Source organism: Micromonospora sp. NPDC005324 (assembly GCF_040607155.1).
Taxonomy (GTDB): domain Bacteria; phylum Actinomycetota; class Actinomycetes; order Mycobacteriales; family Micromonosporaceae; genus Micromonospora; species Micromonospora trifolii.
In genome coordinates this window covers 202418-214813 of sequence record NZ_JBEXGE010000001.1, presented here as the reverse complement: position 1 = coordinate 214813, position 12396 = coordinate 202418, and the positions used below count along the sequence as shown (strand labels likewise).

Annotated in this window: 10 protein-coding genes; 5 read left to right on the top strand and 5 right to left on the bottom strand. The window is 72.9% G+C overall.

The window, feature by feature from the left end:
• Positions 1-105 precede the first annotated feature (105 nt).
• Entirely contained in the window at positions 106-891 is a 786-nt protein-coding gene (locus ABZS40_RS01055) for a DeoR/GlpR family DNA-binding transcription regulator (protein ID WP_091403015.1), read from the bottom strand.
• Between the two features lie 200 nt (positions 892-1091).
• Here ABZS40_RS01055 and ABZS40_RS01050 point away from each other — a divergent pair, with 200 nt between their 5' ends.
• From ABZS40_RS01050 to nagA, 3 genes are read left to right on the top strand one after another with little or no spacing between them, the layout of a single operon-like run.
• Entirely contained in the window at positions 1092-2024 is a 933-nt protein-coding gene (locus ABZS40_RS01050; protein ID WP_354940352.1) for an SIS domain-containing protein, read from the top strand.
• Entirely contained in the window at positions 2021-2974 is a 954-nt protein-coding gene (locus tag ABZS40_RS01045) for an ROK family protein (protein WP_354940349.1), read from the top strand. Before ABZS40_RS01050 ends, ABZS40_RS01045 begins: the two co-directional genes overlap by 4 nt.
• The gene (gene nagA / locus ABZS40_RS01040) at positions 2971-4080 is read left to right on the top strand and encodes an N-acetylglucosamine-6-phosphate deacetylase (RefSeq protein WP_354940346.1); all 1110 of its coding nucleotides are present in this window, start codon (positions 2971-2973) and stop codon (positions 4078-4080) included. Before ABZS40_RS01045 ends, nagA begins: the two co-directional genes overlap by 4 nt.
• 323 nt (positions 4081-4403) lie before the next feature.
• Here nagA and ABZS40_RS01035 read toward each other — a convergent pair whose 3' ends face one another.
• A complete protein-coding gene (locus ABZS40_RS01035) occupies positions 4404-5627 on the bottom strand; it encodes a DUF4032 domain-containing protein (RefSeq protein WP_354940342.1) in 1224 nt (407 codons plus the stop codon).
• 119 nt (positions 5628-5746) lie between these two features.
• On the opposite strand from ABZS40_RS01035, the gene ABZS40_RS01030 reads away from it, so the two are divergent.
• Entirely contained in the window at positions 5747-6484 is a 738-nt protein-coding gene (locus ABZS40_RS01030; RefSeq protein ID WP_354940854.1) for a phosphatase PAP2 family protein, read from the top strand.
• A gap of 10 nt (positions 6485-6494) precedes the next feature.
• Positions 6495-7730 carry an APC family permease gene (locus ABZS40_RS01025; RefSeq protein WP_354940339.1) on the top strand — a complete coding sequence of 412 codons (1236 nt, stop codon included), beginning with the start codon at positions 6495-6497 and terminating at the stop codon, positions 7728-7730.
• 19 nt (positions 7731-7749) lie between these two features.
• On the opposite strand, the gene ABZS40_RS01020 is transcribed toward ABZS40_RS01025, so the two are convergent.
• From ABZS40_RS01020 to ABZS40_RS01010, 3 genes are read right to left on the bottom strand one after another with little or no spacing between them, the layout of a single operon-like run.
• Positions 7750-8535: an ABC transporter permease gene (locus ABZS40_RS01020; RefSeq protein ID WP_354940336.1), complete on the bottom strand. Its 786-nt coding sequence runs from the start codon at positions 8533-8535 to the stop codon at positions 7750-7752.
• Positions 8532-9521: an ATP-binding cassette domain-containing protein gene (locus tag ABZS40_RS01015; RefSeq protein ID WP_354940333.1), complete on the bottom strand. Its 990-nt coding sequence runs from the start codon at positions 9519-9521 to the stop codon at positions 8532-8534. The genes ABZS40_RS01020 and ABZS40_RS01015 overlap by 4 nt, the downstream gene beginning before the upstream one ends.
• Before the next feature lie 30 nt (positions 9522-9551).
• Positions 9552-12395, bottom strand: a complete 2844-nt coding sequence (locus ABZS40_RS01010; RefSeq protein WP_354940330.1) for a BTAD domain-containing putative transcriptional regulator — start codon at positions 12393-12395, stop codon at positions 9552-9554.
• Position 12396 lies beyond the last annotated feature (1 nt).

Genomic DNA, 12396 nt, shown 5'->3' with positions numbered 1-12396 from the left:
TCGGGCGGGGATGACAGCCGACACCATACCCGGTATGCAAGCGAGCGTATGCCCCGGTGGCTTCGACGCGCCGATCGGGCTAATTCATCGACGGAGCGTGACCTCTCAGGCGCAGATGACCTGTACGCCGGCAGCGCGGAACGCGTCCACCACCTCCGGCGCGGCGCCGGAGTCGGTCACCAGCGTCTCCACCCGCTCGACGGGGCAGATCCGGGCGAAGGCGTGACCCCCCAGCTTGGACGAGTCCGCGATGATCACCACGCGCTTGGCGCGGGCCACCATCAGGTTGTTCATCGCCGCCTCCCCCTCGTGGTGGGCGGCGGCGCCGAGCTGCGGGTCGATCGCGTCCACACCGAGCAGGGCGACGTCCAGGGTGACCTCGCGCAGCAGCGCCCCGCCCAGCGGGCCGACCAGCTCGAACGACTTCGGGCGCACCACGCCGCCGGCCACCACGACCTTCATCCGGGATCGGACCAGCAGCTCGTTGGCGATGTTCAGCGCGTTTGTCACGACTGTGAGCTGGGCGCCCTCGGCGCTGGTGTTCAGATCCGGTCGCACGGCGAGCGCCCTGGCCACCTCGGTGCTGGTGGTGCCGCCGTTCAGGCCGACCACGGTGCCCGGCGTGACGAGCGCGGCGGCGGCAGCCCCGATCCGCTGCTTCTCGGCCGAGTGCTTGGCCGTCTTGTAGCGCAGTGGCAGGTCGTACGACACGCCGTTGGCGACCGCCCCGCCCCGGGTCCTCGTGATCATCTGCTGCTGCGCGAGCTGGTCGAAGTCACGCCGGATGGTGGCCTGGGAGACGTCCAGCCGCTCGGCTGCCGCCTCGACGCTGACCCGGCCGTTATCGGTCAGCATTTCGAGCAGGGCGTTCCATCTGGCGTACCGGTCCACTGCGGGGGCCCTCCCAGCAAACTGCACGGACGGTGATTGAATGCGTGCACACTAGTGCGCGAAACTAGGCTGGCGCAAAAGACTGACCTGCACGATCGGCCGGCCGGTTGCCATGGTCACCCGCGTTCGCGCAGAATAACGCGCGAAATGCGGGTCTAACGAGCCGTATTGCGCACCGGTCGGCCCTGCGAGGAGTTCCCATGGCGTACGTGGACGCGGAGATCGCGAGCCAACCCGACTGCTGGCGGGAGGCGGCCAGGCTGGCCGAGGTGGTACGCGGTGACCTGCCGCGTCCCGGGGAGCGGGTTGCCGTCGTCGGTTGCGGCACGTCGTGGTTCATGGCGATGGCGTACGCGGCCCGCCGCGAGCAGGCCGGCCAGGGTGAGACCGACGCGTTCCAGGCGTCCGAGTTCCCCGCCGGCCGCCGCTACGACCGGCTGATCGCGATCACCCGTTCCGGCACCACCACCGAGGTGCTGGAACTGCTCGCCGCACTGCGCGGACGGACACCCACCACGGTCATCGTCGGTGACCCCGCCTCCCCGGCGGTCCACCTGGCCACCGCCACAGTGGCCATGCCCTTCGCCGACGAACGGTCGGTGGTGCAGACCCGCTTCGCGACCACCGCGTTGGCAGTGCTCCGGGCCCACCTCGGCGACCCGGTCACCGCGCTCGCCGCCGACGCCGAGGTGGCGGTGCGATCCCCGCTGCCGATCGACCCGGCCACCATCGAGCAGGCCACCTTCCTCGGTCGGGGGTGGACGATCGGGCTGGCCCAGGAGGCCGCGCTGAAGTGCCGCGAGGCGGCCACCTTCTGGGCCGAGGCGTACCCGGCGATGGACTACCGGCACGGGCCCATCTCGATCGCCGCGCCGGGCCGGCTGGTCTGGGCGTTCGGTGAGCTGCCCGACGGGCTGCCCGAGGATGTGGCCGCCACCGGCGCGGCCTTCGTGCACAGCCGCACGCACGGCTGGCGCACGGTGCTGGGCAGCTGGTCCGCCGGCCGTACCCCGGTCGACCCGATGGCCGACCTGATCCTGGCCCAGCGCTTCGCGGTCGCGCTGGCCACCAGCCGGGGCCTCGACCCGGACGCGCCCCGCCACCTGTCCCGTTCAGTGGTTCTCGCACCATGACCGACGACCCCGTGGTCGTTGCGCTGGACGTCGGCGGCACCGGCATGAAGTGCGCAGTGGTCCGCCCGGACGGCGTCGTGGTGCGCACCGAGCGGCACCCCACCGACGCCGCACGCGGGCCAGCGGCCGTGGTCGCCACCATCCTGGACGTGGCCGGCTGGCTGGCCGACAAGGCCCGCGCCGACGGGCTCACCCCGATCGCGGTCGGCATCGCCGTGCCCGGGGTGGTGGACGAGGCGCGCGGCGTCGCGGTCTGGTCGGCGAACGTGGGCTTCCGGGACGTACCCCTGCGGGACCTGACTGTGAAGCGGCTCGGCCTGCCGACGGCGCTCGGCCACGACGTGCGTGTCGGTGGTCTCGCCGAGGCCCGGCTCGGCGCCGGACGCGGCACCGGGCACGTGCTGTTCGTGGCCATCGGCACCGGCATCGCCGCCGCGCACGTCGTGGACGGCACGGCGGCGGTGGGCGCCCACGGCGCCGCCGGGGAGATCGGCCACATCCTGGTCCGGCCGGACGGTCCGCGCTGCGGCTGCGGCCGCACCGGCTGCCTGGAGGCGCTCGCGTCGGCCGCCGCGATCGGCCGCCGGTACGCCGAACTCGCCGGCGACACCGCCGACGCCCCGGTGACCGCGGCCGAGGTGGCCGAGCGGGCCGCGGCCGGCGAACCGCTCGCCGGCCAGGTCTGGCAGGAGGCGATCGAGGCGCTCGCCGACGGCCTCGCCAGCGGGCAGGCGTTGTTCGACGTGGCGACGATCGTGCTCGGCGGCGGCCTGGCCCAGGCCGGGGACCGGCTGCTGACCCCGCTGCGGGCGGCGCTGCACGCGCGAATGACCTTCCACCGGGAGCCGCAGCTGGTCGCGGCAGCCCTCGGCGACGAGGCCGGTTGCCTCGGTGCCGCCCTGCTCGCCCTGGACGCCGTGGGTGTCCGTGACCATCAGGAGAAGCGATGACCGTACGGGTGAACGGCCGAGTGGTGACCCCGACCGGAGTCGTCCGACAGGGCTGCGTCGAGTGGGACGGTGACCGGATCACAGCGGTGGCCGAGTACCCGTCGGTGCGCGACGGGCACTGGATCCTGCCCGGGTTCGTCGACATGCACACGCACGGCGGCGGGGGACACACCTTCACCACCGGCGACGCCGACGAGGCCCGCAAGGCGGCAGACTTCCACCTCTCGCACGGCACCACCACGCTGCTGGCCAGCCTGGTCAGCGCGCCCTTCCCGCTGATGCGTACCGCCACCGAGGCGTTCGCCCCGCTGGTCGACGAGGGCGTGTTGGCGGGAATCCACTTCGAGGGGCCGTACCTGTCGGCCGCCCGCTGCGGCGCGCAGAACCCGGAGTACCTGCGGGACCCGTCGACCGACGAGCTGACCGAGCTGATCGAGCTGGGCCGGGGCGCGATCCGCATGGTCACCCTCGCCCCGGAGCGCGACGGCGCGCTGGAGGCGATCAAGCTGCTCACCGCGCAGCGGGTGGTGGCGGCGGTGGGCCACACCGACGCCACGTACGAGCAGACCCGCGCCGCGGTCGCCGCCGGCGCCAGTGTCGGCACCCACCTGTTCAACGGGATGCGGCCGGTGCACCACCGTGAGCCGGGGCCGGTGGTGGCCCTGCTCGACGCGCCCACAGTGATCTGCGAGCTGGTCGCCGACGGGGTGCACCTGCACGACGGCATGCTGACCTTCGCCACCGCGACCGCCGGCCCGGACCGCGCCGCGCTGATCACCGACGCGATGGCCGCCGCCGGCATGCCCGACGGCGAGTACGAGCTGGGCGGCCAGGCTGTCACCGTCGCCGACGGGGTGGCCCGGCTCGCCCGCGACGGCGCTATCGCCGGCAGCACGCTGACCATGGACGCCGCGCTGCGGCACGCCGTGAACGCCGGGATCCCGATCGCCGACGCCGCACGGATGGTGGCCACCACCCCGGCGCGGGCCATCGGCCTGGGCGACCGGGTCGGGTCCCTCCAGGTGGGCCTCCGCGCCGACCTGGTGGTGCTCGACGACGACCTCAACGTGGTGCGGGTGCTGCGCGCAGGCTCCTGGGTGGAGTGACGGCAGAACTCTCGGTGACTGGCGGGCGGGCCTAAGCCGTATCGGCGGGCGGCCGCTGCTGTCGCTGGCTCGCCTTCGCACGCTCGGTGTCGGTGCATGGCCGCATGCCTGCCCTAGATGCGGGGCAGCTCCGCAGGGCTCCTACAGAGCCTTTGGAGCTGAATCGTCTACGACATCAGTCTCGTCACAGGCCCAACCGACCGGGGCTGAATCGTCTACGACATCAGCTCTAAAGGCAGCGGCCCAGATAGTGCGGTCACCGAGCCGAAGAGGCAACCGTATGAGCAAGCCGGGCCCCAGGCCGCGGACAGCCGGGCTGGGTTTCAGCTCAGACTGGGGACTTCCACGCCGAGGATGGCCTGCTCGTCGGGGCGGTGCACCAGCACGTCGGACAGGTACGACCCGACCGCGTGACGCATCCCGACGTCCCGGCCGGCCTGCTCGGAGAGCAGCCACTTGTGCTCGATGATCTGGGCGAACAGCTCCTGCGGCTCCAGCTTGCGGCGCAGGTGCGCGGGGACGGCCCGGACCACCGGCTCGAAGACCTCGGTGAGCCAGCGGTGCGCTGCCTGCTGCTCGTCGATCAGGTCGCTCTCCGCGCGGTAGGCGTCCAGGTCGTTGAGCAGCTTGCGGGCCTGGTTCTCCTCGGCGTCCAGCCCGGTCAGCCGCAGCAGCCGCCGGGTGTGGTACCCGGCGTCGACGACCTTCGGCCGAACCAGGAACCGCCCGTCGTCGATGGACGACATGGCCACCTCGGCGACGTCGAAGCCCAGCTCGTTGAGGCGGCGGATCCGGCCCTCGATGTCGTGCCGGGCCTCCCGCTCGATCGCCTGCTCGTAGGTGATCTCGTGCCAGAGCCGCTCGTAGCGCTGCACGACCTCCTCGCAGACCACCTCCGGGTCGATGGACTCGTGCAGCAGGCCGGCGGCCTGCAGGTCCAGCGCCTCACCGAAGATGTTGACCCGGGCGATCTCCAGGTCCTCACCGCGTTGGCCGTTGGAGAGCTTGTTGTGCAGGGCGCCCGTCTCCGCGTCCACCAGGTAGGCGGCGAAGGCGCCCGCGTCGCGCCGGAACAGCGTGTTCGACAGCGAGCAGTCGCCCCAGAAGAAGCCGGTCAGGTGCATCCGCACGATCAGGGCGGCGAGCGCGTCGAGCAGCCGGCTCATCGTCTCCGGCCGCAGGGTGTGCGAGAAGAGCGCCCGGTACGGCAGCGAGAACTGCAGGTGCCGGGTGATCAGCACCGATTCGAGCGGCTCCCCGTCCTCGGCCTGCCGGTCGGCAACCACCGCCACCGCCTCGACCGAGGGGAAGTCGATCCGTTCCAGGGCCCGGAGCAGGTCGTACTCCCGCTCGGCGATCCGCTCGCGGGTCTCCTTGAACGCGTACACGTACTCGCCCAACCGGACGAACCGGACGATGTGCCGGGAGATGCCCTGCGGCAGCGCCACCAGGTGTTCGGCAGGCCACTCCTCCAGCGGTGTCGACCAGGGCAGGTCGAGCAGCGCCGGGTCCACGAGGGCAGACGTGATCCGCACGGGCACAAGCATGACTGGTCCCCCCAGCAATCGCCTCACATCGTGGTTGGGCCCACAGCGCCGCACACCCCGGCGTCGCGCCGGGCCGGTAGCGTGGTCGCGTGCTCAAACCCTCAGCGGTACGACGTGACCTGCGGCTACGGCCCGTCCGCCCGGCCGGCTGGTGGTTCGACGCGCTCCTGCTGGTCGGTCTGGTCGGGTTGACCGCGGCGCTCGCCGCCGACCAACTCTTCGGGTTGGACCGGGCGGTCGCCGACTGGGCCGACGGCCACCGGCCGGCCGCCGCGTACTGGATCGCCCGGGTGCTGAACTTCCTCGGCCAGGGCACCCCGCTGACGTTGACCGCCGCCGGGCTGGGCGTGCTGCTGGCCGTCCGGCTGCGGTCGGTGCGACCGATCCTGCCTCCGGTGGCCGCGTTCGTGCTGACCAACCTCACGATCGGCCCACTCAAGATCTGGACGGCACGGGCGGCACCGAGCGCCAGCGTCAAGGAGCCGTTCCTGACGCCCGAGCAGACCCTGCCGCTGTTCCACGACGACCTGCCGGTCCGGTTCGCCCAGTCCTACCCGTCGGGGCACGTCGCCAACGCCATCGTCTGGTACGGCGTCATCGCGCTGCTGCTCGCCCCGCTGGCCCGCAGCTTCGGCCGCCAACTACCGGCCAGGCTCGTCACAGTGATCCGCATCGTGCCGCCGCTGGTCGTCCTCACCACCACCACCTACCTCGGCTGGCACTGGCTGACCGACTCGGTGGCCGGGCTGCTGCTGGGCCTGCTCCTGGACCGGCTGCTGCACCGGGCACCCTGGGACGGCGTGCCGCTCCCCGGCCGGTTACGCGGGTGGGACCGCCCGTTCACCTCGTACCCCTAGATTTTGGATCGTGGACCAACTGGCGCGGCGGCTGGGCGTACCCGATGCGGTTGTTCTCGGGTTGGGCTCGATGCTCGGCGCGGGCGTCTTCGTGGTCTTCGGCCCGGCCGTGGCGGCGGCCGGCGGCGCCGGCCTGCTGCCCGCGCTGGTGTTGGCCGGCTTCGTCGCCTTCTGCAACGCGACCAGTTCGGCGCGGCTCGCGGCCCGCTATCCGGAGTCCGGCGGCACCTACGTCTACGGCCGGGAGCGCCTCGGGCCGTTCGCCGGATTCCTGGCCGGCTGGGGCTTCGTGGTCGGCAAGACGGCGAGCTGCGCGGCGATGGCGTTGACCATCGGGGCGTACCTCTGGCCGGGCCAGGCCCGGCCGGTAGCCGCCGGTGCGGTGCTCGCGGTGACCGCTGTGAACCTGCGCGGCATCGGCAAGACCGCCACCGTGACCAGAGCGTTGGTCGTGCTGGTGCTCGCGGTGCTGGCCGTGGTCACTGTCGTCGGGGTGGTGGGCGGGCCGGTGCACCTGGACCGACTCGGCGAGCCCGGCGGATCGGCGCGGGGCGTGCTCACCGCCGCCGGGCTGCTGTTCTTCGCCTTCGCCGGGTACGCCCGGATCGCCACACTCGGCGAGGAGGTCCGCGACCCGCAGCGGACCATTCCGCGCGCGGTGCCACTGGCGCTCGGGGTGGTGCTCGTGATCTACCTGGTGCTGGCCGTGGTCACCCTTGGGGTGCTCGGCGCCGACCGACTGGCCGGGTCCGCCGCGCCCCTTGTCGACGTGGTGACCGCCGCCGGGCTGCCCGGCCTGGCGTGGGTGGTCCGCGCCGGTGCCACCATCGCCGTCGTCGGGGTGCTGCTGTCCCTGGTCGCCGGGGTCGGCCGGACCACCCTCGCCATGGCCCGCCGCCGTGACCTGCCCGGCGCGCTGGCCGCCGTGCACCGGGTGCACCAGGTGCCGCACCGCGCCGAACTGGCGGTCGCCGCCGTGGTGATCGTGGTGGTGCTGCTCGGCGACGTCCGCCATGCGATCGGCTTCTCCAGCTGCACTGTGCTCGTCTACTACGCGATCACCAACGCCGCGGCGCTCACGATGGTCCGGGACCCGGACCGGCGGTTGCCGGTCCGGGTGCTCGCCGGTCTGGGGCTCTTCGGTTGTCTGCTGCTGGCGGTCAACCTGCCGCTGGGCAGCGTTCTCGCCGGCTTCGGTGTGCTCGCCGTCGGCGCCGCCTTCTACGCCCTGCGGGCTCGCCGCTGACCCTGGCAGGCGGCCGGAGTCAGCGGCTCAACCGCCGGTAGCGGCGCACTGCCAACGGGGCGAACGTCGCGATCAGCAGCACCGGCCACAGCACCGCCAACAGCATCGCGTGCTCCGCCGGCCAGGAGTCGCCGCCCAGGCCCGGGTTGCCGAACAGTTCGCGGATCGCCGCGACGGTGGCCGACAACGGGTTCCACTCCGAGATCGTCCCGATGACCGACGGCATCAGCTCGGGCGACACGAAGACGTTGGAGATCGCGGTGAACGGGAACGCCGCCGGGAAGACGATCACACCGACCGTGTCCGGGTTGCGGACCAGCAACGCCAGGTAGATCCCGACCCAGGTGATCGCGATTCGCAGCAGCAGGAGGAGGCCGACGGCGAGCAACGCCTTGCCGACGCCCTGTCGCCACTGCCACCCGACGAGCAGGCCACACACCAGGAGGGTGGACATCTCCAGCAGGGCGCGCAGCAGGTCGGCGGCGCTGCGACCGGTCATCAGGGCGGACCGTGCCATCGGCATGGACCGGAACCGGTCGACCACGCCCCGGCTGAGGTCCAGCGCCACGCCGGTCGCGGTGGCCCCCAGCCCGTACAGCATGGTCATCACGAAGACCCCCGGCAGCAGGAACTCGCGGTAGTCGCCACCGCCCGCCACCTGCATGCCGCTGCCGAACACGTACCCGAAGACCAGCACGAACATGATCGGCAGCGTGAAGTAGAGGATCAGCTCCTCCGGCGCGCGGACCACGTGGGTCATGTTCCGCCTGGTCATCGTCCAGCCGTCAGCGATTGCCGTGGTCATGCCACGTCCGCCTTTCGTCCCGCGGCGACGGGCTCGCGGGCCTCGTCCGGCCGGTGCCCGGTCAGGTGCAGAAACGCCTCGTCCAACGTCGCGCGCCGCAGGCCGATGTCCTCGACCGCGATCCCGGCGTCATCCAGCGCGCGCACCACGTCGACCAGGCCGGCGACGCGATCGACCACCGGCACGCTGAGCCGTCGAACCTCCCTGTCGAGTTCGGGCTCCGCGCCGCAGATCGGCGCGACGAGGCGGGCCGCGTGGCCCAGCTCGGCCGCGTCGCGGACCACCACCTCGATCCGGTCGCCGCCGGTCATCGCCTTCAGCTGGTCCGGTGAGCCCTCGGCGACCACCCGACCGGCGTCGATCACCGAGATCCGGTCGGCGAGCTGATCGGCCTCCTCCAGGTACTGCGTGGTGAGCAGCACCGTCGTCCCGTCCGCCACGAGACCGCGCACGAGGTCCCACACCTGGTTGCGACTGCGCGGGTCCAGGCCGGTCGTCGGCTCGTCAAGGAAGAGCACGCGCGGCGTGCGGATCAGGCTGGCGGCGAGGTCCAGGCGGCGACGCATCCCACCCGAGTACTCACCCGCGGACCGGCCCGCTGCCTCGTCGAGCCCGAACCGTTCCAGCAGGTCAGCGGCGCGTCGGCGGGCCTCCCGTCGGCTGAGCCGGAACAACCGGCCAAACAGCTCCAGGTTCTGCCGACCGCTGAGGATCTCGTCGACAGCGGCGTACTGCCCGGTCAGCCCGATCCGGGCGCGCACCTCGTCCGGCCGGCGCAGCACGTCGTACCCAGCCACCGTGGCCCTTCCCGTGTCGAAGCGCAGCAGCGTGGTGAGGATCCGTACGGCCGTCGTCTTGCCCGCGCCGTTCGGCCCCAGCAGTCCGTGGACCGTGCCGGGCGGCACGGTCAGGTCGAACGTGTCGAGCGCGCGGGTCGGGCCGTACCGCTTGCCCAGCCCCTCGGCGACCACCTCGAATGTCGTCATGCCCCCACGGTGCGGCCGGGCGCTGACCGGTCACGCACCGGCCGCTGACGGCGGCGCACCGGCCTTCTCCGCCTCGGCGATCTCCTTCAAAACGACAATGATCTCCGCACGGGCGGCCTCGCCGACGTACCAGCCAGTGAGCCCACCGGCCAACGCCTCCTCGCAGAACCGCCTCGCGGCGGCCAGGTTCCCGCGCACCCGGGCCACCTGGGCGAGGCCGAGCCGGGCGCTGGCCACGAACTCGGGCGCGCCGCTGCGCTGCGCGAGGAGCAGCGCAGCGGCGAAGTCGTCGTGCGCCGCCGCGAGGTCACCGGCGCGCAGCCTTATCTCGCCCCGGGTACGCAGCATGTCGGCCTGGTCGACGGCCGACCCTAGCGCCTCGACCAGGCCCATGGCCTCGTCCATGTGCGCGCCCGCCGTCTCCGGGTCGCCCTGCCAGGCGGCCAGTTCGCCGAGCGCACCGAGCGTGATCATGGTGCCCCACCGGTCCCCGGTGCTGCGGAAGCCGTCGAGCGCGGTGGCCAGCGCGGCCTCGGCCCGGTCCCGTTGGTCGCTCCACATCAGCGCCGAGCCGCTGCCCATCGCGCCGAGCGCGTTGATCCACGGGTCCGGGCCGACCAGCCGTCTCAGCTCCGCCATCAGCTCGTCGACATCCTCGGCGCCGCCGGACGGCGGCCCGGTCGAGATCCCCGACAGGTACAGCAGGAAGGGCTGTCGGGGCGCCCGGTCGAGGCTGCGGATCACGGACCGCTGCGTTCCGAGGGACGGCAAAGGGCCGGAGCCGGCGAGCGAGGCGTTGTAGACGCAGAGGGCGAACTCCTCGCTCAGCCCCGGTGGTGCTTCGGCGCCGAGCAGTTCGAGGACGTCCGCGGCGAGCCGCGCCCCTTCCCCGCGCATGCCGCGCAGCCACCAGTAGAACGACAGGGCCGCGACCATCCCGGCCGCGTCGGACGCGTCACCGGCGGCGGTGGCCCGCCGCAACGCCGCGTGCAGGTTGTCCCGCTCCGCGTCGAGCCGTCGCAACCAGTGCAGCTGCTCCGCGCAGCGGAGGTGGTCGCTGGCGGTCCAGGCGAATTCCAGGAAGTACGCGGTGTGCGCGCGACGGAGCTGGTCGGCCTCGCCGGCCTCAGCGAGACGCTCGGCGCAGAAGGCACGCACCGTTTCGAGCATCCGGTACCGGCCGCCGGTCATCTCCACGAAGGACTTGTCGACCAGACCGCTCAGCGCGTCGACGAACTCGAAGGTCGCTAAGCCGCAGACCCGCCCGGCCGCCTCCAGCGTCGCCCCACCGGCAAAGACGGTCAGCCGCCGTGCCACCTTCCGTTCGGCGTCGTCGAGCAGATCCCAACTCCACTCGACCACGGCCCGCAGCGTGCGGTGTCGCGGCGACGCGGCCCGGTTGCCAGTTGACAGCAGCCGGAACCGGTCGTCGAGGCGGGCGGCCACCTCGGCGACGGACAGCGCCCGCAGCCGCGCGGCGGCCAACTCGATCGCCAGCGGCAGGCCGTCCAGGCTGCGGCAGATCCGCAGCACCATCTCGACGTTGGCCGGCGTGACAGTGAAGTCTGGCGCGACGTCGGTGGCCCGCTGGGCGAAGAGGCCGACCGCCGCATAGTCGTCGGCGTCCAGCGCGGACGCGCCGAGCGGTGGCACTGTGAGCCCGGACAGCGGGCACAGCGCCTCACCGGCCAGCCCCAGCGGCTCCCGACTCGTGGCCAGGACGCGCAACGCCGGGCACGCGCTCAGCAATCGGGCCGCCAGCCGGGCCGCGTCGACGAGAACGTGTTCGCAGTTGTCGAGCACCAGCAGCAGTCGCCGCTCGGCGAGCGCCTCGACCAGCCGATCGGTGGTCTGCCGGCCCGGCTCGGCCGGGGCGCGCAGGCCCGCATCGCGCAGGCCGAGTGCGCTCAGAACCGCCTGCGGTACGTCCGAACCGTCGGCCAGCCCGGCCAGCTCGACGAAACGGACCTCGCCGTCGACCCGGCCCGCAGCCTCGATCGCCAGGCGCGTCTTGCCCGCCCCTCCGGGGCCGGTGAGGGTGACGAGCCGGCGGTCGCCGAGCAGGTCCCCGACGCGCTTGAGCTCCTCCTCCCGCCCGACGAACGTGGTGAGTTGACTCGGCAGCGCCGGTTCGGCGAGCCCGCGTTCCTCACCGCGCAGCACCGCCAGGTGGACCGCCGCCAGCTCCGCCGACGGGTCGACGCCGAGCTGCTCGGCCAGCGTGTGCCGGGCGTCCTCGAACTCGGCCAGCGCCTCCGCCGGCCGACCCAGTGCCGCCAGGGCACGGATGAGCTGGCCCCGCGCGCGCTCCCTCAACGGGTGCGCCACGACCAGCTCCCGCAGCTCCGCGATCAGCGCGCTCTGTGCGCCCAACGCCAGGTCCGCCTCGACCCGATCCTCGATGGCGGCCAGCCGCAGCTCGTCCAGTCGGGCTGCCTGGGCGGGCGCGCCGATGGCATCGGCCAGGGCGGGACCCCGCCACAACTCCAGCGCCTCGCGCAACACCGCCGCCGCCCGGGGCCAGTCACCGTCGACGAGCGCGCGGCGCCCCGCCTCGGCGAGCCGCTCGAAGCGGTACGCGTCGACATCGTCGGAATCCACGGCGAGGCGATAACCGGCCGGGTGAAACTCGACAGGGTCGTGCTCGGCGGGCAGGGCCTGCCGCAGCCGTGACACCTGGGACTGGAGCGCGTTGGCCGCTCCCCGCGGCGGATGCTCCCCGTACAGGCCGTCGATCAGCCGCTCGGCGGAGACCACCCGACCCGCGTCGAGCAGGAGGAGCGCCAGCAGGGCGCGCAGCCGCGGACCGCCCACGGGGACCTCTCGCCCGTCGGCCAGCACGACCTGGGTCGGACCCAGGATGCGAAAACGCATG

Coding starts and splice junctions, on each gene's coding strand:
- ABZS40_RS01010 (WP_354940330.1), bottom strand. CDS start 12,395: ATGCGTTTTCGCATCCTGGGTCCGACCCAGGTCGTGCTGGCCGACGGG.
- ABZS40_RS01020 (WP_354940336.1), bottom strand. CDS start 8,535: ATGACCACGGCAATCGCTGACGGCTGGACGATGACCAGGCGGAACATG.
- ABZS40_RS01050 (WP_354940352.1), top strand. CDS start 1,092: ATGGCGTACGTGGACGCGGAGATCGCGAGCCAACCCGACTGCTGGCGG.
- nagA (WP_354940346.1), top strand. CDS start 2,971: ATGACCGTACGGGTGAACGGCCGAGTGGTGACCCCGACCGGAGTCGTC.
- ABZS40_RS01015 (WP_354940333.1), bottom strand. CDS start 9,521: ATGACGACATTCGAGGTGGTCGCCGAGGGGCTGGGCAAGCGGTACGGC.
- ABZS40_RS01035 (WP_354940342.1), bottom strand. CDS start 5,627: ATGCTTGTGCCCGTGCGGATCACGTCTGCCCTCGTGGACCCGGCGCTG.
- ABZS40_RS01045 (WP_354940349.1), top strand. CDS start 2,021: ATGACCGACGACCCCGTGGTCGTTGCGCTGGACGTCGGCGGCACCGGC.